Annotated in this window: 20 protein-coding genes and 1 pseudogene; 7 read left to right on the top strand and 14 right to left on the bottom strand. The window is 42.1% G+C overall.

Annotated elements, in window-relative coordinates; translation table 11 throughout:
• Window positions 1-201 precede the first annotated feature (201 nt).
• The 7 genes and pseudogenes from RMY27_RS03470 to RMY27_RS03500 all read right to left on the bottom strand — a co-directional run bounded on the left by RMY27_RS03470 (window position 202) and on the right by RMY27_RS03500 (window position 8048).
• Window positions 202-441, bottom strand: a complete 240-nt coding sequence (locus RMY27_RS03470; RefSeq protein ID WP_322660462.1) for a hypothetical protein — start codon at window positions 439-441, stop codon at window positions 202-204.
• Window positions 442-453: 12 nt separating this feature from the next.
• Window positions 454-2517 (bottom strand): hypothetical protein, encoded by a 2064-nt coding sequence (locus RMY27_RS03475; protein WP_322660464.1) that lies wholly within the window; start codon window positions 2515-2517, stop codon window positions 454-456.
• Between the two features lie 188 nt (window positions 2518-2705).
• Window positions 2706-3419 carry a phospholipase gene (locus RMY27_RS03480; protein WP_322660466.1) on the bottom strand — a complete coding sequence of 238 codons (714 nt, stop codon included), beginning with the start codon at window positions 3417-3419 and terminating at the stop codon, window positions 2706-2708.
• Between the two features lie 212 nt (window positions 3420-3631).
• Window positions 3632-3763, bottom strand: a pseudogene (locus RMY27_RS03485) (DUF4383 domain-containing protein); the annotation flags it as partial.
• A gap of 630 nt (window positions 3764-4393) precedes the next feature.
• Window positions 4394-6322 (bottom strand): ABC-F family ATP-binding cassette domain-containing protein, encoded by a 1929-nt coding sequence (locus RMY27_RS03490; RefSeq protein WP_322660469.1) that lies wholly within the window; start codon window positions 6320-6322, stop codon window positions 4394-4396.
• A 72-nt stretch (window positions 6323-6394) separates the two neighbouring features.
• A complete protein-coding gene (locus RMY27_RS03495) occupies window positions 6395-6811 on the bottom strand; it encodes a DUF1824 family protein (RefSeq protein ID WP_322660471.1) in 417 nt (138 codons plus the stop codon).
• Between the two features lie 388 nt (window positions 6812-7199).
• Entirely contained in the window at window positions 7200-8048 is an 849-nt protein-coding gene (locus RMY27_RS03500) for a prohibitin family protein (RefSeq protein ID WP_322660473.1), read from the bottom strand.
• Window positions 8049-8274: 226 nt separating this feature from the next.
• On the opposite strand from RMY27_RS03500, the gene RMY27_RS03505 reads away from it, so the two are divergent.
• Together RMY27_RS03505 and RMY27_RS03510 are read left to right on the top strand one after the other, a co-directional pair.
• Entirely contained in the window at window positions 8275-10083 is a 1809-nt protein-coding gene (locus RMY27_RS03505) for an ABC transporter ATP-binding protein (protein WP_322660475.1), read from the top strand.
• A gap of 38 nt (window positions 10084-10121) precedes the next feature.
• Window positions 10122-10550, top strand: coding sequence for a hypothetical protein (locus RMY27_RS03510; RefSeq protein WP_322660477.1), 429 nt, complete (start codon window positions 10122-10124; stop codon window positions 10548-10550).
• Window positions 10551-10887: 337 nt separating this feature from the next.
• Here the strand turns inward: RMY27_RS03510 and groL are convergent, their stop codons facing one another.
• Window positions 10888-12522: a chaperonin GroEL gene (gene groL / locus RMY27_RS03515; protein ID WP_322660478.1), complete on the bottom strand. Its 1635-nt coding sequence runs from the start codon at window positions 12520-12522 to the stop codon at window positions 10888-10890.
• A 113-nt stretch (window positions 12523-12635) separates the two neighbouring features.
• On the bottom strand, window positions 12636-12947 hold the full coding sequence (gene groES / locus RMY27_RS03520) for a co-chaperone GroES (RefSeq protein WP_322660480.1): 312 nt from the start codon (window positions 12945-12947) through the stop codon (window positions 12636-12638).
• A 1105-nt stretch (window positions 12948-14052) separates the two neighbouring features.
• On the opposite strand from groES, the gene RMY27_RS03525 reads away from it, so the two are divergent.
• Window positions 14053-14730, top strand: coding sequence for a response regulator transcription factor (locus RMY27_RS03525; RefSeq protein WP_012407592.1), 678 nt, complete (start codon window positions 14053-14055; stop codon window positions 14728-14730).
• 56 nt (window positions 14731-14786) lie between these two features.
• Here the strand turns inward: RMY27_RS03525 and RMY27_RS03530 are convergent, their stop codons facing one another.
• Window positions 14787-15095: an NIL domain-containing protein gene (locus tag RMY27_RS03530; protein ID WP_322660482.1), complete on the bottom strand. Its 309-nt coding sequence runs from the start codon at window positions 15093-15095 to the stop codon at window positions 14787-14789.
• 453 nt (window positions 15096-15548) lie between these two features.
• Between RMY27_RS03530 and RMY27_RS03535 the strand changes: the two genes are divergently transcribed.
• Complete coding sequence (locus RMY27_RS03535) at window positions 15549-16364, top strand: hypothetical protein (RefSeq protein WP_322660484.1); 816 nt, start codon at window positions 15549-15551, stop codon at window positions 16362-16364.
• 149 nt (window positions 16365-16513) lie between these two features.
• Window positions 16514-16702, top strand: a complete 189-nt coding sequence (locus tag RMY27_RS03540; protein ID WP_322660486.1) for a hypothetical protein — start codon at window positions 16514-16516, stop codon at window positions 16700-16702.
• A 130-nt stretch (window positions 16703-16832) separates the two neighbouring features.
• Here the strand turns inward: RMY27_RS03540 and asnS are convergent, their stop codons facing one another.
• Together asnS and RMY27_RS03550 are read right to left on the bottom strand one after the other, a co-directional pair.
• Complete coding sequence (asnS, locus tag RMY27_RS03545) at window positions 16833-18224, bottom strand: asparagine--tRNA ligase (RefSeq protein ID WP_322660488.1); 1392 nt, start codon at window positions 18222-18224, stop codon at window positions 16833-16835.
• Window positions 18225-18226: 2 nt separating this feature from the next.
• Complete coding sequence (locus RMY27_RS03550) at window positions 18227-18589, bottom strand: hypothetical protein (protein ID WP_322660491.1); 363 nt, start codon at window positions 18587-18589, stop codon at window positions 18227-18229.
• Between the two features lie 112 nt (window positions 18590-18701).
• Between RMY27_RS03550 and RMY27_RS03555 the strand changes: the two genes are divergently transcribed.
• On the top strand, window positions 18702-18980 hold the full coding sequence (locus tag RMY27_RS03555) for a DUF6439 family protein (RefSeq protein WP_292730277.1): 279 nt from the start codon (window positions 18702-18704) through the stop codon (window positions 18978-18980).
• A 53-nt stretch (window positions 18981-19033) separates the two neighbouring features.
• Here the strand turns inward: RMY27_RS03555 and RMY27_RS03560 are convergent, their stop codons facing one another.
• Window positions 19034-19483: an anti-sigma regulatory factor gene (locus RMY27_RS03560; RefSeq protein ID WP_322660494.1), complete on the bottom strand. Its 450-nt coding sequence runs from the start codon at window positions 19481-19483 to the stop codon at window positions 19034-19036.
• Between the two features lie 389 nt (window positions 19484-19872).
• Window positions 19873-21279: a 23S rRNA (uracil(1939)-C(5))-methyltransferase RlmD gene (gene rlmD, locus RMY27_RS03565; protein WP_322660496.1), complete on the bottom strand. Its 1407-nt coding sequence runs from the start codon at window positions 21277-21279 to the stop codon at window positions 19873-19875.
• A gap of 188 nt (window positions 21280-21467) precedes the next feature.
• On the opposite strand from rlmD, the gene RMY27_RS03570 reads away from it, so the two are divergent.
• Window positions 21468-21953 (top strand): allophycocyanin subunit alpha-B, encoded by a 486-nt coding sequence (locus RMY27_RS03570; protein ID WP_109007747.1) that lies wholly within the window; start codon window positions 21468-21470, stop codon window positions 21951-21953.
• Window positions 21954-21987 lie beyond the last annotated feature (34 nt).

Consider the following 21987-nt stretch of genomic DNA (forward strand, 5'->3'; position numbering starts at 1 on the left):
CTTGCTAACCATCTTGACAAATCCTGTTTGAAATGGAATGAATCAGCCCTGCTTTGCAAGGGGAGGGTTAGGGTGGGGTAAAACCTTGATTAATCAGCTATTTCAGATTTGTGTATACACCGAGCGCAAAGGAAAGACAAAGCTACGCTTGGACGGGGTAAGGTTCAAATTGTTTGATTTATGCAAGAGGTTTAATGCCAATTATTGCTGCGTTTTAATTTCCTTAAGTAACGCCTCATCAGAGTATTCTTCTTCCCATTTACCCTGTAGCTTTAGCCGTACAGACTGTGCGCCGCCACTAGGAGTACAGACAACCCAGTAAGTATCTGGTTCTCCTTCGACTTCAGCCGCATCTTCAGCTTTTGAGGTATCAGAAAGACCTGAAAATGCTTGAATACAAGTCCATGTAATTCCATCTGAATCTTTAATTTCTCTTTCCATGCCTATTCTTAGTTAACGTGAACTGGGTAAAATTTCTGGTTGATCATCCAAACTGAGGAGGAATTGAATTAAATCTGTCTGTTCTTGAGTAGTAAAGCCAGCTTCTGCATCTACCCAATAAGCGTGTCCTCTGCCGTCTACATTCGACTTTTGCAAATCTGGATTAGCTTGGTTAACTGCAACCATTGTCTCACGAAGATTACGGTCAACTAATACCCGTAAACTTGCTTCTGGATCGGGTAGAATATTTTGCATTAATGTACCAGCCATCCCAAGTTGCTCAGGATTTGCCACTACAAAATGTCCGTTCTGTTCAGCTTGCTTTAATGCTGAAGCACTAGCAGCCACGCCACCATCATGTAAATAAGGCGCAGTTAGATACAACCCAATCAAGCTTGTTACTTTATAACCACCGACTGAATTGTTCATTCCAAAAGCTAACTGTTGTGCTTTTTGTGGCGTAATATCTGTAGAAACTTCTAACACTGGAGGATTAGACGGCAAAGGAACAGAGACACTGTTAGGGTAAGTCTGGGGTGTGATGAAGTTCTTAGCGAATGGCGCTAATGTCGGGGCGCGTGATGGTTGAGTTCCAATCTCGTTTTGAGCGATGACATCATGATTAGTAAAGTAGCGTCCACTATGACAGTCTATGCAGCCAGCACGATTAAATACAGCCGCCCCTTTTTCTAGAGATGCAACATCACTAACTTGAATCGGTGGTGGTGCGAGAGTATTTTGCCAAGCAGACATGGCATTCAGCTGTTCGCCAACGGGGAAGCCGGGGGAAGATGCCATTAAACCATCTAATATAAACGGCGAACCTTTCGGATATCCAGGCATCCGAATCACTTGATTAATTGCAGGTTCCCCAGGAGTGGGATCGATTTTGTCGAAAAATTCTGATGGTTTTGCATCTTCAGGTAATCTAAAAGCTGGATTTGCGGCATTTTGCAGAATCACGCCTAAATAAGTTTCCTTGTCAATACCTAATGTGGATTGACTGGCATCAGCGCCATTTGTCCCATCTGAGTTTGTGGCGTGGACATTGCTATTTAAGGTAGTCAAACCATGAAACCAACCAATTGCGGAATGACCACTCCAACCGTAAGGCCAGGCATCAAAAGTGTAAGATGAGGGAATTTGTGAGGGATTGTTTACTAAAGTGCCAGTGGAATCAAAGTTGCCAGGCGGCCAAGTTAGGAGTTTTGCATCAACTGCATCTTCTAAAGTTTTGGCATCTGGTAAGCGGGATTCTTCGCCGTCAGCGTTAATGTAAGTATGTTCTCCTGCCGGAATTTGAGTAGGATTAACATCTGTTTGGCGAAACATGGCTGCGGAATTAGTGGCAAATGCCAAAACTAAACCCGTATTAACGTCATTGTTTGGTGCGCCTTCTAAGATCCGTCCAGTCTTATTGTCAAGTGTGGCGTGACATAAAGCACAGGTAATACCAAATCTCAACTTGCCTTTAGTCAGGCTGGCACGCATACCCAGTGGTACAAGAGAATTCGCAGGTACATCTAATCCTGTATTTAACAATGTGCCAGCTTTATAAGTGCGTCCACCTATTGTTACATCTTCATTTATCGGAATTCGGAGATTGGTTGTGTGCTTACCGCCAAGTTTAGCGATCGCCTGACCCACGGTTATCATATTAATCGGGCCATTCAGCGCCCCAACTACATCAGTTTGGAAAATTTCATTCCCAAAAGTTTCCGAGTAAAAAGCATCTCGCCCCAGCTTTAAAGTTTCGTCAGTAACAGCAAACGCCCCATTTTCAGGAGATAGTTGTTTGCGTCCATTTTCTGTAGCTAGTAAACGTGTTGCCTCTTCCTTATTAATCGCGTATCCCAAAACATCATAAGAACCAACTTCTTGAGGTGCAGCCTGGGTTACAGGTGTAAAAGTCTTATCTAAACTAGGAGTTTTACCTAAAACAAATTCTAGTCTGGAGGCGAAAAAGCTAACAAAAATTACTAAAAATAACAGTATGCCAATAGTTCCCCATCTATTTTTTTGAGGCTTCACCTTTGGAGGATTGGAATCTATAGCGATACCTGGGTCAGTTTTCATAGTTTTGATGTCACGAATGAAACACTTTATCCGAGGCTGAGTGCTGAGTGCTGAGTTCCAAGTGCTGAGTGAAAAGACCGCCTACAAGGGGCGGGGCTTTTACCGTAGTGCGGAAGTACTGAATACTTCTTAAATTTACTCAACACTCCTCACTCCTCACTCAACACTCAGCACTCCTCACTCAGCACTCAGCACTCAGCACTCAGCACTGAGTTGGTAAACCACTCCATAGCTCTTTCGGCGATCGCAGCCGGAACTGTATGTGACCCGTTGAATTCACGGTATTCTAGGTCATAGCCTGCTTGTTTTAACTGCTGGACAATCCGGCGACTACACCGTTCAATCGGCAACACCGCATCTGACTTTCCATGAGAAATGAATACACGCGGTTTCCCCGCTTGGCTAGCAGGAGCCATAAATCCGGGTGAAAAAGCAATAATGTGGTTAAACAGGTCGCCATTAGTAATACCAACCGAAAGGGCATAGGAAGCGCCATCTGAAAAACCAGCGATCGCTACTTGGTTCGGAGCGATCGCGTAATGATTGAAAGTTTGTGCTAGTGCGCGATCAATAAAGGCAATATCAGGGCCATAGCTACCCCGAATAATGTCCCAAGTTTTTTGGCGTGAATCTACTGCCAACAGAATTGTTCCAAAGCGAATTGCTAAATGATGGAGGATTTTTAGCGCCCCCTCCGCATCCCCGCCGGCTCCATGTAATATCAACACCAGGGGAGCGGGCCGATCTGCTCGATATGTTTCAGGTACATAGACAAAACCATCTCGCTGCCCATCCAGCCCTAGTGGGTGTAACCCGGTCAAAGCGGTTGTTGTGGGGCGAGTTGGGCGGGACAACAACTGTCCTTCAGTAGCTCTAGAATCAACTTGTTTTGAGCTTTCCATAACTAATAACTTCCGCTTTTGGCAATTGGATAGTTGAGAGGCAACGAGTGGTAAAATCATCCCGGCTAGCCCAAACCGGAGGATTTGCCGTCGTGTTTTACGGCGATCGCCTCAATCAGCAACTATCTGCTGATTTATTGGCTTCTGTTTCATTGTTTTTCCTCAGAAGGGGAAATTATTTCTCTGCCACCAAAGCTGATTGGATACAGATGTTAAATATTTTTCGATACATTAACACCCATGACTTTAGCTGGTATGACAATGCTGTAATAAGCAGCTGCGATCGCTGCTAATGCATTGAGCAAAACATTATAATCAAACAATGGCATTAAGCCGAAAAATGTCTACCCAAGCGTATTTGTAGCGTTGAGATTTTCCATTACAGTCAATCATTGTGATTCTATTAGTTAATACTGAGATACTTAAGGTTGTAACCCAAAAAAAACTTTTTATAATCTATCAGAAGTTTCAGCGTTAAATTAAGCTTTGTACACCTAGAGTAATGAATATCGTAGTCTTTTTCTTTTGTATCAGGAATCACATATAAAATTAACTTGGACGATTATTTATATATGCCTTCAAATACTCCATAGTTAGAGGCAAAGATTTATTGATAGAAGTAGCTTTGAGAGAAGCAGATAAAAAAGTTACTCGCCTCTAACTACACTCTAGATTAGAGGCTTTCTCATAATTCGATTTCCCAAAGCAATGGAAGACCTCAAATTATATCGGGTTCCTGAAGAATTAACTGAATTAGCTCACATTTTAGTTGGCAGATTGAGCAATTAGATCGCAGAAATTAATATTAACGTGAGTTCGACAGATCATATAGTGGCTGGCTAAATTAGTTGAATAAAAAGACCTCTCCCTGGTTTTACTACGCAAAACCGTCCCTCTCCGACTTGGAGAGGGACAGACTTGAACTTTAGTTCAAGGCAGAAAGAGGTTCGTTGAATTCACGTCATGTTAAAACATTAAGACTCTATCTCTGCTAATTCTAACCAGCGTTCAGTCGCTACATCGATCGCGTGCTTGAGCTTTTCTACACGATCATACAATTTCTGCACTTCGCTATAATTACCCGGTGACACATTCCCTAGTGTTTTTTCGGTTTCCGCCTTCTCAGCTTCTAACTCGGCAATTTTACCTTCCAACTGCTCAAATTCTTTTTTCTCCCAATTGGATAATCTCCGCCGCTTGGTATTCTCTCCATCCTTGGGTAAAGCCGCACCATTTTGGACTTCAGCATTTTTCGGCTTCTCCTTAGCGTTAGCAGCTTGTTGCTGTGCTTCTTCAGCCTTCTTATAGTCCAGATAAATCGAGTAATTCCCTGGATATTGCCGCAGATTACCGCCTTCTTCAAAGGAAAATACTGTATCGATGGTGCGATCGAGAAAGTAGCGATCGTGAGAAACTACAATTACACACCCGGCAAAGTCTTCTAAATAATCCTCTAATACTGCCAAGGTCTGAACATCTAAATCATTTGTTGGTTCATCTAAAATTAAAACATTGGGCGCACCCATCAAAACCCGCAACAGAAATAAACGGCGTTTTTCCCCACCGGAAAGTTTACTAATTGGGGCATACTGCTGATTACCAGGAAACAAAAACCGTTCTAACATTTGGGAAGCGGTAATTTGAGTACCATCGGTAATTTTGACAAATTCTCCTTCTTCTTTGATGTAGTCAATCACGCGCTGACTTTCATTCAATGCTGTAAGCAATTCTTCAGAATGCTGGTCAAAATAACCGATGTGAACTGTAGTACCAATTTCTGCAATGCCGGAATCTGGCTTAACTCGTCCAGTAATGATATCCATTAAAGTAGATTTCCCTGCACCGTTAGCGCCAATAATACCGATGCGGTCTTCTGGACTAAATTCGTAGGTGAAATTATTAATCAGGGTGCGTCCATTGTATGACTTAGAAATGTTATCTAATTCAATAACTTTTTTACCAATGCGACGACCGACTGTCGAAATATCAACTTTACCCTGAACTTGTTTAAATTCAGTATCCCGTAGAGCGTGAGCGCGGTCAATTCTCGCTTTTTGCTTGGTACTTCTAGCTTTTGGCCCTTTTTTGAGCCATTCCAACTCGCGCCGCAACAAGCCTTGGTGTTTACGTTGACTGCTGACGGCAGATTCTTCAGCTAAAGCTTTCTTTTCGAGGTAATATGAATAGTTGCCTGTATAGGTGTAAATGTCGCCTCGGTCGATTTCAATAATCCGGTTGGTAACGCGATCTAGAAAATAGCGATCGTGGGTAATCAGAAACAATGCGCCGCGATAGCGATTTAAATAACTTTGTAACCATTCTACAGAAAGAGCATCAAGATGGTTTGTCGGCTCATCCATGAGCAAAGCATCTGGTTCTGATAGCAAAGCTGATGCTAAAGCAATGCGCTTGCGATAACCTCCAGATAAAGTACTGATCTTGGCATCAAAGTCAGAAATTCCTAATTTTGTGAGGATGATTTTGGCATTTGTTTCTAATTCCCAAGCACCACTCGTATCCATCCGTTGCATCACCACAGAAAGGCGAGACATCAGTTGACTATCATCTGGATAGTGAACCAATTTATCAGAAAGTTCTTCATACTCGCGTACTAAAGCCATGTGTTCGCCACTGTCAGCGAAAACTTGCTCTAAAACTGTGTGATTTTCATCTAAATCTGGCTGCTGGGGTAAGTAGATGATTTTAGAACCGGAGTTAATTAAAATTTGACCGCTATCTATCGATTCTAATCCGGCGATCATTTTTAATAAGGTTGATTTACCAGAACCATTAGTACCAATTAATCCAACTTTATCAGTAGCATCAAGGCTAAAGCTGGCATCTTTTAAAATTTCCTTGATACCAAAGTCTTTTTTTACTGATTGTAGTGTAATAATACTCATAAGATTGAAGTCATTAATTATTTTTCATTAGTGAGTAGGTAAGGCAAATACCTTACCTACATTCGCAAACTTCTATACAAATAAGTCCAAGGGAAGGTGTCCATACATTTCGTTGATTCCATCTTCGTCATAAGACTGGCAAGATACTAATACACCACGATGATGTCCATCATAGGAATCAAGATAACACAAGCCATTTTTACCATTTAATTTGATATAAACTGGCCCTTCAGGTGTCAGTAAATTATTTGGTGGTTCATAACCCAAAGCCAGAGAATAGGTTTTCATTGCCAATATTCCTTCTTCTGCCGTATCAGCACAAATTCCTAATATTTGGTAATCAGTAAGCTTGGTGAGTAAAATTAAGGCATTACGAACTACAACTTTTTCTGATGAGTTGAGGATAGGAGCAATGTCTAGACAGTTGAATTTGTTCAGTAACTTTTTTGCTTCTTCGGCAGTGAGATTCTGAGAATTGGAGGTTGACATAAACTTCGACTATTATCTGGTTGGTTTTTCTGTGGTATTTGAGTTGGGACTAGTACTGCAAGGCGGAAGTTAAAAGTCACTCATGCTTTAACTTTGAGCTTTCTGGCTGTAATGAAATGAAAGGTTTCCACCAACCTGTACCAGCCCAACTTATACCATTTTGGATTTTAGATTTTGAATTGGGAATAGTCCAATGTATTAGACTTCTTGGCATTGTGGGGAAAAGGGTAACGGGTAAAGGTATGGAATTTTCCCAAACCCAGTAACCTTTAACCTTTCCCCAACATCTTGCAAAAGTAACTTTTGCAAAATGTCTATTGTAAAATTTGTCTGAGGTCAGAGCAAATTCCATAATTTTAGACCTTGTTATCTCATGCCCACTTCCCTTTTACGGTTGATTTTGGACATTCCCAAGGTTGAATATAAAGGGTACGCCATTTTTTGAGTCACTACCCATAACCAGGACTTTGGGCATCTGAGCGCCGCCAGTCTTCCAAGCTTCAATTGCTTCTTTTTGCAAAACCAACTGCCCTCCTTGGGCTTTGAGTGTCTCTGCTAAGAGTCTTTGAGCTTCTGCCCTACCTTTGGCGCGATTCACATCTGCTTGCGCTTCTTGTTCGGCTTCTCGTGCTACATAAACGGCTCTTTGCGCTCGTTGTTCGGCAATTTGTTTTTCTTCGACTGCTCTGGCAAATTCTGGTGAGAATGCTAAATCAACTACGCTAGTATCTAAGACAATTATTCCATATTTGTCTAAGCGATCGCCTAACGCATTATCGAAGTCTTCTTTTAACTCACTTCGTTTAGTAATCGCTTCTTCTACTGTTCTTCTAGCTGCGGCAATTTTAAATGCTTCTTGTGTTTGGGGCGCAATGATTTTTGAGACAATATTCTCTAATGTTCCTTGTTTTCTTCTAACTTCAACTACTTTTATCGGATCGAGGCGAAAGTTAATTGCAAATCTCGCAGATAAATTTTGCAAATCTTTAGTGGAACTCTCCGCTGGCACTTCAAATTTTTGCACTGTTAAATCATACACATCTATCACAGTGATAAAAGGCGGTTTCAGGTGAATACCTTCCAATAAAGCGCCGTCTCTCGCTTTACCCAAGATGCTGATTACTCCTGCTTGTCCTGGGTTAATAATAATAAAGGAATTTAGCCCAATAATCACTAGTATTGCCAACACAATTCCGAAAACTGTGGTTTGCCAATTACCAAATTGCTGATTTTTCAAATTCCTTTCTCCAATATTTAGTTAGTTATTTGTCATTTGTCATTTGTCATTTGTCATTTGTTATTAGTTATTCACCCCCTGCACCCCTGCTCGCCTGCCCCCACTCCTTAAATAAACTCAGTTACTAGTTTCTCATTAGTCTGTCTGAATCAATCTTCAGACTCAGGACTTAAGACTCAAGCCTTTGTTCCGTGGTAATATCAGTGACACGAAATCGCAAAAAGCCGTGGCTACTGCATTAAAATCTCATCGGGCATCAAGAAAGCGTAAACATTCAGCGCATCCTCTCCAGCGTTTGCTTGAGTATGGACACCAGTATCGTAAACAAATTTGGCTGGCGACTACTTATTCTACCCTCAATAAATTTTTCGACTTAGCACCACCCGGCTTAATTGGGGTGGCGGTGGATGTGGTAGTCAAGCAACAGGATTCCATAATTGCACAGTTAGGGGTACGTGATGTCTTTCAACAATTTTTGATTATTTCCTTCCTGACTGTGGTCATTTGGATACTAGAATCTGTTTTTGAGTACGCCTACGCTCGACTTTGGCGGAATTTGGCTCAGAATATTCAGCATGACTTGCGTTTGGATGCATACAAACATTTGCAAGAGTTGGAATTGGCTTATTTTGAAGAACGCAGCACTGGCGGTTTAATGTCTATCCTCAGTGATGATATTAACCAATTAGAGCGGTTTTTGGATGGAGGAGCAAATGATATCATCCAAGTTTCTGCAACTGTCCTAATTATTGGCGCTGCTTTCTTTATTCTGGCTCCTAGTGTAGCGTGGATGGCTTTGTCACCGATGCCATTTATTCTTTGGGGTTCTTTTGCCTATCAACGATTACTCGCACCTCGCTACGCTGATGTCCGCGAAAAGGTAGGTTTTCTAAATTCGCGGTTGTCAAACAATATCAGCGGAATTACTACTATTAAAAGTTTCACTGCTGAAGCTTATGAAGCTTATCGTCTGGAATTAGATAGTGAAGCTTATCGCCGGAGTAACTCTAAAGCAATTGCTCTTTCTGCTGCTTTTGTGCCGTTAATTCGGATGCTGATTTTGGTGGGGTTCACGGCATTACTTTTGTATGGCGGGATGGCAGCGGTTTCTGGAGCAATGTCTGTAGGTACTTATAGCGTATTAGTGTTTTTAATCCAGCGATTGCTATGGCCTTTAACTAGATTAGGCGAAACTTTTGACCAATATCAAAGGGCAATGGCTTCTACTAATCGAGTCATGAATTTATTGGATACTCCTATCGCTATTCATACAGGTGATGTGGAGTTACCTGTGAATGAAGTGCGCGGTGAAGTGCAATTTAACAATGTTTATTTTGCCTATAAAGATAGATTTCCAGTGATTAAAAATCTATCTTTGGAGATTCCGGCGGGAAAAACTATTGCAATTGTCGGTTCTACTGGTTCTGGTAAAAGCACTTTAGTCAAACTCTTGTTGCGGTTGTATGAAGTGCAAGCTGGAAGCATCACTCTCGATGGTATCGACTTGCAAAGTTTGAATTTAAAAGACTTACGCCGCTGCATTGGTTTGGTGAGTCAAGATGTGTTTCTATTTCATGGCACTGTAGCGGAGAATATTGCTTACGGTAGCTTTGAAACTACAGAGCAAGAAATCATCATGGCAGCGAAGATAGCCGAGGCACACGAATTTATTATTGAATTGCCCCAAGGTTATGAGACAATTGTCGGGGAAAGAGGACAAAAGTTATCTGGTGGACAAAGACAACGGATTGCGATCGCACGTGCAGTCTTAAAGAATCCGCCGATTCTGATTTTAGACGAAGCTACCTCGGCGGTGGATAATGAGACAGAAGCGGCAATCCAGCGATCGCTAGAACGGATTACAGTAGATAGAACTACAATTGCGATCGCTCATCGTCTTTCCACTATCCGCAATGCCGATTGCATTTATGTCATGGAACATGGGAAATTAGTAGAGTCGGGAACCCATGAGCAATTGCTGGAGAAAGACGGTATTTATTCCGGCCTCTGGCGTGTACAGTCAGGTTTGAGATAAGTTTCGCCTATTGTCTGTGTCTTCATTACGAATTATTTATGTTTTTTGGTAATAGTCAACCAGAATCAGGTGATACTAAGTGGCGTCGCCAGTTGGATAAGTTTGTCAAAGCAAATCAGCAAGAGTTGGCGGCGCTGTTTTGGGGATTGTGGTTAGCAAATGGTGACACTCAGGGTACTGTTGGTATTGATTTGCAACCAACCCCACATTTTGTTTATTGTCCCAAAGAGCAGATAGAGAATTTAAATATTAGAGTTGAGAATCGGCTTCAGGAAATTTTAGGAATTGTTGAGAATCATCAGCCGGAAGTGGAAGTTGTGATGATTGGGATTGGGAAGGGGGAAATTAAGTTAATTCAGTTTGCACCGGAACCAGCGCCACCGATTTGTTTTGAGGAAGTTGGGAAGGATGTAGATGGGTTATTGGATGTGCTGGAAGAGAGGATGAGGGAGGAGATTGTTTTTTAATGCAAACGGATGCTAAGGGAAGCGCAGAGGTAAGCGGAGGAAGATAAGAACTCTGCACTTGTTGTTTAGTTCATTTATCCCAAGTAACCAACGCACAAACTCAGAGGGTACTCTTCAGCTAAATATTTATAGCCGTAGTCACATAGGTTAGGACAGTGTTGATTGCTCAAAGGCTTGAAACGACCAGGTTCTTACTCAGCACTCAGCACTCAGCACTCAGCACTCAGCACTTTGCTATACAAGTGTTGTCATAACTCACTTTTCTTTTCCTGACACAAAAAAACAGCCACCTCCATAAAGGAAGCAGCTGTTTTACAAATTATGTAACTACAAAGTATTAGTAATCGAAGTCGCCACCACCAGCACCAGCGCCAGCAGGAGCGCTATCTTTAGGTTCAGGCTTGTCAACTATAATACATTCAGTTGTCAACACCATACCAGCGATGGAAGCAGCGTTTTGCAGAGCAGAACGAGTCACCTTAGCAGGGTCAACAATACCAGCGGCTAACAAATCGACGAATTCGTTTGTTGCAGCATTGTAGCCAATGTTGAAGTCTTTTTCTTTGACGCGTTCAGCGATGACAGCACCATTCTGACCGGCATTTTCAGCAATCCGCTTCAGAGGTGCAGGTAAGGCACGAACGACAATCAAAGCACCAATCAACTCTTCATCCTTAAGATTGCTCTTTGCCCAAACTTCCAAGTCGGGAGCAAGGTGAGCCAGAGTTGTACCACCGCCGGGAACGATACCTTCTTCCACAGCAGCTTTGGTGGCGTTGATAGCGTCTTCTAGGCGCAGTTTCTTGTCTTTCATTTCGGTTTCGGTTGCTGCACCAACTTTTACTACAGCAACACCACCAGAAAGTTTAGCAAGACGCTCTTGTAATTTTTCTTTATCGTAAGAAGATTCGGTTTCATCGATTTGACGACGAATCTGTTCTACACGAGCCTTAACAGCAGCTTCGTTACCTTCGGCAACAATTGTGGTGCTGTCCTTGGTGATAGTGATCCGGCGAGCTTTACCCAGGCTCTCCAGCTTGGTGTTATCTAGCTTCAGACCAGCATCTTCGGTAATTAGTTGACCACCAGTTAAAACGGCGATGTCTTCTAGTAGTGCTTTGCGGCGATCGCCAAAGCCAGGAGCCTTAACAGCAGCCACGTTGAGTACACCGCGTAAACGGTTTACTACCAAGGTTGCTAAAGCTTCTTTTTCAATATCTTCGGCGATAATCACCAAAGGACGACCAGCACGAGCTACTTGCTCTAATACTGGTACAAGGTCTTGTACCAAAGCGATTTTCTTATCGGTCAGCAGGAGGAAAGGTTCATCAAAAACCGCTTCCATCCGTTCAGCGTCGGTAGCGAAATAAGGAGAGATATAGCCTTTGTCAAAGCGCATCCCTTCAGTGATTTCCAACTCGGTGAACATAGATTTCCCTTCTTCTAGGGAAATTACGCCTTCTTTGCCCACCTTGTCCATTGCTTGGGCAATCATCTGACCAACTTCTTCGTCATTACCAGCCGAGATCGCACCAACTTGGGCAATGGCTTTGGAATCTTCCACTGGACGGGCATGTTCAGCAATTTTTTCTACCAGGAAGCCGGCAGCTTTGTCAATACCGCGCTTCAGGGAAATTGCGTTAGCACCGGCTGCAACGTTCCGCAAGCCTTCTTTGACGATCGCATGAGCTAAAACGGTAGCAGTGGTGGTGCCATCGCCCGCAGCATCATTGGTCTTAGAAGCAGCTTGACGAATCAGAGCTACACCAGTGTTTTCAATGTGGTCTTCTAATTCGATTTCTTTGGCGATCGTTACACCGTCATTAACAATTTGCGGTGCGCCAAATTTCTTTTCTAGGACTACGTTACGACCTTTGGGGCCAAGGGTAACAGCTACAGCCTCAGCCAGGATGTCAATGCCTCGTTCCAAGGCGCGACGGGCGTTTTCGTTGTAGATAATGCGCTTTGCCATAATTGTTAGTTGTCCTTTGTCATTTGTCTTTTGTCATTTGTCTTTTGTCATTTGTCTTTCGTCATTTGTCTTTTGTCATTGGCTAATGACTAATGACCAATGACTAATGACCACTAAACAACAACTGCTAAAATATCTTTTTCAGAAAGCAGTACATATTCTTCGGTACCGAGCTTGATGTCAGTACCAGCGTACTTGGAGTAAAGCACCTTATCGCCGACTTTAATTTCCAATTCCTGACGGCTACCGTCATCGTTACGCTTGCCAGGACCAAGGGCCACTACTTCCCCTACCTGGGGCTTTTCCTTGGCGGTGTCGGGCAAATACAGACCACCTGCGGTCTTTTCCTCAGAGGCGCTCACTTTTACGAAAACGCGATCGCTCAAAGGTTTAACTGTAGAAACGCTTAAAGATAAAGCTGCCATAATTATTTTCTCCAGAGATTAGCACTCTCAACCCCTGAGTGCTAATTTACCGAAAAGTTGCATCTAATGGCAAGAATTTCTTTAGTACGGGTTCCCGAACTAGAAGAGCATCGTTCTACTTAAGTACAAATGCCTAATTATTTTTACTCTGCGGGTTCTGCTTCGGAAGTTACGTATACTTTTATATGGTCAAAGGAAGTTGGGAGTAATGAAGAGTTTTCCCAATTTTCCATTCCCTTTTCAGTCAACTTTATTTGCAAAGCTTGGAAATTGTTATAGAACTGTAATCAGGGAGCCGCCCGATAAGTAACAATACAGTGATCCAGTCAAGCCATCAAATCCCAAAAGCCACTAAGTCTCTAGAATATAAGGCCTGAGTAATGGTGTAGAAAGTTTAGGACTTGCAAAAATTCAGCGACACATTTTTATTTGCGCTGACCAGACAATTGCTAATTGCTGCTCAAAATCAGCTAGTCTGGAATCCTGGGAATACTTAAAAGAGCGACTTAAAGACTTAAAACTTGATAAGTCGCAACAGAATTATTCCTTATGCGTCTATACAACTAAAGCCAACGGCTTGCGCGTTTGTTGTTCTAGACTCATAATGGTGGTTTACATTGATGGTGTCTGGTATCGCCAAGCAAACCTGGAAGTTATTGAGCGGATCATCCAAGAACACTTAAATAGGCAATAAGGTGGTAGAAAAATATGCATTTTTAAACCATCCTTTGCCAGAAACTTCCTTAGTTTCTTGTGAACACCTCATAGAGGCTTAACAATTGAAGGATATGGAACAGCAGTAAGCTTTAAGAAAGTGCGGGTTGGTTTTGAGGTAGGGTCATCTTTAAGCCAATACTTACTTGTGAGTCAGAAGGATTATTATTTAATCAGTGTTTTTTCGCCCGCCACTTTCAATGCGATATATAATAGCGCATTATAGATACTACTGCTATACGTATCCTTGCTGGACTTTTGCTATCGAGCTACTAGTCTCTTGAAAGTGCTCGGCATTTTTGAGGTTTCGAGACAGCAAAGGCAAGTTAAGTAGGAAAAAGGACAACATCTCGAAATAACCCACGATAGAGGATAAATATTCAAGACTTTGATGGACCGAAGCGCGACAAGTGCCACTGCTATGAAAGAGCCCAGCATGAAAGATCACAAACGACTTCTATTGATTGATGATGACCCTAACCTCATCTTGCTGGTGAAGGATTACTTAGAATTCCGGGGATACGAAGTCATCACCGCCGAAAATGGACGTGAAGCTCTGGAAATTTTAGAGCAAGATGTTCCAGACATGATTATCTGCGACGTGATGATGCCGGAAATGGACGGATATACTTTTGTAGAACAAGTCCGGCAAAACGAACGCACCAGTTGGATTCCGGTTCTTTTCCTTTCAGCTAAGGGACAAAGTGCAGACCGAGTTAAGGGTCTGAATAAAGGTGCTGATGTTTATATGGTCAAACCCTTTGAACCAGAAGAACTTGTAGCGCAAGTTGAATCCTCGCTGAAACAAACTATCCGTTGGAAAGAACACCAAGCTAAAGGAGGCGAAAATGGTTCCCGCATCCAGGTTCCCTTCGATGTGCAATTAACCCCCACCGAACTGAAAGTAGTCCAGTTTGTCGCTAGGGGTTTAGCTAATCGGGAAATTGCTGAAGAACTAAATGTTAGTCAGCGCACAGTTGAAAGCCATGTGTCCAACATGTTGGGCAAAACTAATCTCCATAACCGCACTGAACTAGCGCGGTGGGCGATTGAAAATCAAATGGCTTAAAATCAGTAACAAGTGCTGAGTGCTGAGTGCTGAGTGTTTTTGACTCAGCACTCAATTTACCAACCATCTTCTTCAGCAGTAGATTGGTGCAAAACTTCTAAATCCAGTTCATCCAGGTAAGTTAGGGCGCTTTCAATCTGAGAAACAGTACCTCGCAGTTCCAGATCGAAGCAGCTATATTGTGGCACGTTTGCGCTTACCTGAGCATCAGCAATAATGACTATGACCCCATAGTGAGAAACCAGTCGTGAAATGACTGGTTCCTCATGCAGGTCTTTAGGAATGCGAACTTGGATACGAGTTTGGGTGCGTCTATTATCTAAAATATCAGTATTAGAATTTACTTGTTTATTTGGAATTGCCATTCTAGCTTCCTACTCGACTTCTGGGATGAGGGTTTTACTTTGCACAATTCTTTTAACACTAGCGTCACTTATCCCACGCAGGCAAGCAAGAAAGTATTTACCTCGCCAAACCATTAATCTAGATATAGTAAATGTGAATAATTGCTCATAATTCGGTATTTATGAGCTTAATTGTCGTTTTATGGCAATTTTCGAGCAGATTGAATATAGCCAATCTGTAGGGTTACAACAATTGTTGTAACCCTAATTTATTGTGTATAAAAGAAATATTATTGCAGGTGCATATTCTAAATATTTGAGCCTTCGGTGTATTTTCCTTTACTTGTCTAGGTTGAAGCCTTATTTTTGTATCAAAAATGTTTAAGTCTCGCTTGGGATCTGTCTTATAAGCAATCTTTTGTTAATATTTGGCATTTGGAGACAGGTCAAAGCAAGAAAGATTTTGATCTGGCGATGGCTCACGAATTTTGTTTAGGCAAAAGCGGCAAGGTGTGTATCATTAGCTTTCAGGACTTTCTCTGGCCATTAGATACAGAAACACAAGAGCCGATTGGCACTTATCCCGATTACCTTATGGGTACTGTTCAAGCCCATCCCCATTGCTTGGCTGTCTGCCCAACTAAACAGCCATTAGTTGCTACTGGCTATAGTCAAGGCAGAACAGGAAAGTTAGATATCTGGGATTATGAAACATATACTCGTCGCCTCCATCAGCAATTTCAAGATGTGGCTTTAATTCCTTATGATAATTCATGGAATCATCAATCAAAGCTAGACCTTTGGTTGACTACACCCCTTATTTTTACCCCTGATGGAAAGTTTTTGGTTGCAGGTTTTAAGCAGAGATTGCAGAATAAGCTACAACTGTGGAATACCAAAACAGGAGAACTTACTCAAACATTAGATAATCTACCTACCCTGACAGTAAATTCACTTGCGAATCGCCTTGATGGGCAAGTTTTGGCTTGCGGAATCCGGGAAAACAAGGCGTGTGTGTGGGAATTGATCAGCGATCGCATTCTCTATACATCTTTAGGTGTTGCTCCCTGCCTTATAAGTTCAGATGCTAGAGTCTTCATCTACTGTACAGAGAATTACGAAATAGTTGTTTGGGATTTAGCAATGAACAGAAAATTATCTACATTGCAGGGGCATACCGCACCAATTGGTTATGTTGCCATGAGTAGCAATCATGAATTCATTGCTAGTTATAGCATTGATAGAAAAATTAAAATTTGGGCAGTGCCAGAGTTTGTTAGATACCTGTAGCAACTTGTAAATAACCTCCGAAGTGAGAACAGATTATTTGCAAATCTTATGGAGGATAGCTACAAATAAATATAGCTGCTGCCAGTGGCCTTTTAGCAGGTCTGGTGTTAAATAAAAATGTAATTATGAAGATTTTAAGGAGTGAGATTATGCGCGAATCAGTCATTTCTCAACAAATCCTAGAAGAAGGCGAAGCTAAAGGCGAAGCCAAAGGCAAAGCAGAAACAACAAAAAAGTTGGCTTTAAATTTGTTGCGAATTGGAATGAGTTTAGAGCAAATTGCTCAAGTTACTGAATTATCTATTGAACAAATTCAAGTTTTACAAGAGGAGATTTAAAAATCTTAAATTTTAATGAATCGCTTTATAAAACACATGGCTATACGAGCAAAACCCGCATTAGCGGGTTTCAAAGTTTTTATAAGTCCGTGCAGACGCGATTTATAATCGCCTGATTGAAATTCTCCAACTAAAACTCAGCACTTTGGGGTGTACGCGGAAAGGGAATCACATCACGAATATTTCCCATACCAGTCATAAATTGCACGAGTCGTTCAAAACCTAGTCCAAAACCAGCGTGGGGGACAGTACCATAACGACGCAAATCAAGATACCACCACAAGTCTTCTGGGTTTAATCCTTGCGCTAACACACGGCGTTCTAATACTTCTAAACGTTCTTCTCGCTGGGAACCACCGACAATTTCGCCAATTTTCGGTGCGAGAATATCCATTGCACGGACGGTTTTTTCATCGTCATTCAAGCGCATATAAAAGGCTTTGATTTGCGCTGGGTAATCTGTGACAATTACTGGCTTCTTAAACTGTTGTTCAGCCAAATACCGTTCGTGTTCTGATTGTAAATCTAAACCCCAACTCACTGGATATTCAAATTTAACATCAGCTTTTTCTAAAAGTTTGATGGCTTCTGTATAAGTTAACCGTTCAAACTGATTATTAATAATATTTTCGGCTGTTGCCAACACAGATTTATCAATGCGTTCATTGAAAAATTCCATATCTTCTCGGCAAGTTTCCAACACATATTTAAAAATGTGTTTGAGGAACGCCTCAGCTAAATCCATATCGCCTTCTAAGTCACAAAAAGCCATTTCTGGCTCAACCATCCAAAATTCTGCTAGGTGGCGGGAAGTGTTGGAATTTTCTGCACGGAAGGTAGGCCCAAAGGTGTAGACGTTGCTAAAAGCCATCGCCATCACTTCCGCTTCCAACTGGCCGCTAACTGTTAAGTATGTGGGTTTAGCAAAAAAGTCTTGGCTGTAATCTACTGCTTGGTTTTTTGTGCGGGGAATATTCTTTAAATCTAAACTGGTAACGCTAAACAGTTCACCCGCGCCTTCGCAATCGCTAGCGGTGATAATGGGTGTGTGTACCCACAAAAAGCCTCTTTGTTGGAAAAATTGATGAATTGCTGTCGAACAAGCATTTCTGACGCGGAAAACTGCACCAAAAGAATTGGTACGCGATCGCAAATGTCCAATGGTTCGCAGAAACTCAAAGGAATGGCGTTTCTTTTGCAGGGGATATGTATCGGGATCAGCTTCACCGAAAACTTTCACTGTCTCGGCTTTCAATTCAATTCGCTGTCCTTTACCAAGAGAAGCCACTAGTACCCCTGTCGTTTCGACAGCAGCACCCGTATTCAGTTTTTTCAAAATAGCTTCGTAATCTGGCAAATCCTGATTGATGACGACTTGCAAATTAGCTAGCGATGAGCCGTCATTGACTTCGATAAAAGCAAATCCTTTTGACTCACGCTTTGTCCTCACCCAGCCTTGCACTTGGAGAGACTCATCAGGTTGGCCACTTCGCAATATTTCTGCAATCCGTCGATTTACCATATTTACCCAGCATAAGACTTTAATATCCAGCCTATGATAACGCCCATTCCACCAAAGCGGACGACTTGCCAGAAAGGTTTTTTCAGGCTACGCCAAGAAAATAACTGGCTTTCTAAGTTCACTTCTAGCCTTTCCAACTGCTGTTGAATGTGCCGTAACTCTGCTTTGATTTCTGGTGTCTGAGATTTATTGTGCTTTAGTTGATCCCGACGCTGTTGCCATTGTGCCTGTTGTTGGCGATCGCGTTGCACTTGATCGTAACGTTCTTTTAAGGATAAGAGCGATCGCTCTAGTTCCTTTAATTCTTGTTCAAAATCTGGTTCAGGATTTTCTGCTGACGGCTGTGATTGTTTAGGCGGCTTCATTTACAAGTAGTAAACTAAGATTAAAGAGCAGTCTGCCAATAGTCAAAATTAAAACTATGAGTTTTTGACTCAGCACTCAGCACTCAGCACTCAGCACTCAGCACTCATAATTATGTCTCAATCTACTCAGCTGCCTAAAACCAGTCAACTGAATGAACTTAGTACTCTGGAACTAGCTCAAGCCCTCATGGAAAGGCTGACTATTTCCCCTAACGATTGGCATCGCCTCAAGTCTAACCGTAATTCCCGTGCTAATGAACAAGTGGCAGCAGCAATTGTGTATCTTTTAAAGAATCAGCCAGAAGAAGCTCAAGCGAGATTACAACAGGCAGTTGGTTGGTTAGATCGCTCTATTTCTGCCCCTCCCTGTCCGACTCACGGGAAAAGTTAGGAGTTTGAATTATTATTCAACTCCTAACTTTTAACTCCTAACTCCTAACTACATCATCGCCGCAGAGATAATCCTCGGCGATTTTCCATTTGTTTACAAAGCCTCAATTCTGTGCCTTTGCGGTTCCACTCTACCTGATCAAAAATTTGATGCAGAAGACATAAACCACGACCATTTTCTGACTCATCTGGTGGAAGATAGTCTGTTGGTTCTTCATTAATAGTAGATGAAGGAGTAAAGCCACTACCCTGGTCTGATATTATCCACCAATATTGATTATCTATTACGGAAAAACGAACTACAACTGTTTTACTCGGATCTAGATTATTACCATGTTTAGCTGCATTTACTAGGGCTTCTTGAAGTCCTAGACGCAGTTCTGCTTGTAATTTTGCTGGAATTTCTGCCAACAATAAGTCTAAGATGGGACAAAGGTAGAGGGTTGAGGCAAAACTAATAGTGCCCCAATAACGTCCAACTGGACGAAGTGAAATAGTAATCACAAGAGAAACCCCATAGCTTTCAGTTAGCTAGACATCAGTTTGCTATTACAGTCACCCTGACAAAACTTGAGGTGGTCATGCTGCCTTCAAACTTGCGTCTTTAAAACTAAATTTTGAAAATGCTAGGGAGCATTGGCTCTATAACTATGAATTGGGATTGTTTAGATATATCGGCTGGAATAAATTTGATAATGAGGTCAGCAAATTAAGAATATGCTGTTAATTTTACAGAGTATTGGCATACTCTAGTTAGTTGCCGATTTATAATTTACGCAATCTTCTTCATCTTTTTAAGAACCCATGCAACTTGAATTTATTTAAACAAAATGAATTTTTATTTTTGGCTTAATTCAATTTTAGCATCTTTAGTATGCACTAGACTAAAATTTTCAAATTTCAGTTTTTTTGAAGGAATTACTACCCTTGTCAAAATGTGATAGCACAAGAAAGGCGGCAGTTTCAACATGAGCAGTTTGAGGAAAAAAATCAGCAGGTTGTACCCGTGTTATGGTATATTGCCCATCTTGACAAAGCAATTTCAGGTCACGGGCGAGGGTAGCTACTTTACAGCTGACGTAAACGATCCGAGATGGTTTCAATTGCCGTAAAGTGTCTATGACTGCGCGATCGCACCCCTTACGTGGCGGATCGAGTATTACTACTTCTGGTATTGTGCCCATTTGGGGAAGCAATTTCTCTACTGCCCCGGCTTGGAATGTTGCATTATCAATTCCGTTACGGTGAGCATTCAAAATTGCTTGTTCTACTGCTGCTGCTTGCACTTCTAATCCTGTAGCAATTCGTACTTTTTTGGCCAGGGGTAAAGTTAAAGTCCCAATACCACAGTAGGCATCAACTAGGAACTCATGCCCTTGAAGATTGAGTTCTGATTGAATTACCTGTAATAGTGCCTCTGCTGTTTCGGTATACACTTGGAAAAATGTATCTGGGCGTACTTGAAATTCCAGTCCAGCAAAATTTTCACGCAGGTGGGGTACTCCAGCGATGCAACGGGTTTCTGATCCAAAGATAGCATTTGTGCGATCGCTATTGCGATTGAGCGACACTCCCACTAACTGCGGATAGCGCTTTAACCATTCCTGGGCTTGGGTTTCAATTCCTGATAAATTCCAGTCCTTCACCACCAAAGTCAGCAACATTTCCCCAGTATGTCGGCCAATGCGTAAACCAAGATGGCGAATTTGTCCAAGATGGCGCTGTTCGTCATAGATTCGCCAACCTCGCTGTTGAATATCCTGTTTAACTTCGGCAAGTAAGGGATTTAATCGCGCATCTTGGACTGGACATTGATTTAAATTAATTAATTGGTGACTACCTTTTTGGTAGTAACCAGCTTGTACTTGTCCTGTTGCTGATAGCGAGAGAGGATATGTAGATTTATTACGGTAGCCTAAAGCAGAAGGGGCGACGAGTACCGGATCTACCGGTGGTTGGACAAAACCGCCAATGCGCTCCATTGCTTGGATAACTTGATTTTGCTTGGCTAGTAGCTGGTAGTCATAATCAATATGCTGCCACTGGCAACCACCACACTTATCCGCCACAATGCAACTAGGTCGGATACGTTGGGGGGATGGTTCCAATAGCTCCTGGAGCTTGCCGTGGGCGTATTTAGGTTTAACGTGTACTAAGCGGACAATAGCGCGATCGCCTGGGACAGTATCTGGGACAAACACTACACGTTCATCAGCGCGTCCTACACCATCGCCTGTATCACTCAGGTTAGCGATCGTCACTTCGATTAATTCACCCTGTTGCCAAATTATTTTAGTCATTTGTCATTGGTCATTGGTCATTGGTCATTTGTTTTTGGGCATTGGGTATTAGTTATTTTTTCTTGCTCCCCCTGCTCCCTACTCTCCCCAAATAGATAAATTCAATACATAAGTAACTCCGATCCCTTCACTTGTGTACCTCCAACTCGCTAAACTAACAGATAATATTTCAGGTGATTTCAATCATCATGACTGTAATTAGCCAAGTTATTCTCAAAGCCGACGACGAACTGCGTTATCCCAGCAGTGGCGAACTTAAAAATATCAAAGACTTTTTGGAAACCGGCGTACAACGGACGCGGATTGCGGCTACCTTAGCCGAAAACGAAAAGAAGATCGTTCAAGAAGCAACTAAACAACTTTGGCAGAAGCGTCCTGACTTTATCTCCCCTGGAGGTAATGCTTACGGTGAACGCCAACGCTCTCTATGTATCCGTGATTTTGGCTGGTACTTACGCCTAATTACTTATGGTGTACTTGCCGGTGACAAAGAGCCAATCGAAAAAATCGGTTTGATTGGTGTGCGGGAAATGTACAATTCATTGGGCGTTCCCGTGCCTGGAATGGTAGAAGCGATCAATTCCCTCAAAACAGCCTCCCTGAGCTTGCTAAGTGCGGAAGACGCTGCCGAAGCAGCACCTTACTTTGATTACATCATTCAAGCGATGTCTTAATACAAAGTGTGTGCTGGTTCTAGGAATATACTTC

It is taken from the genome of Nostoc sp. DedQUE09 (genome assembly GCF_034530915.1).
GTDB lineage: Bacteria > Cyanobacteriota > Cyanobacteriia > Cyanobacteriales > Nostocaceae > Nostoc.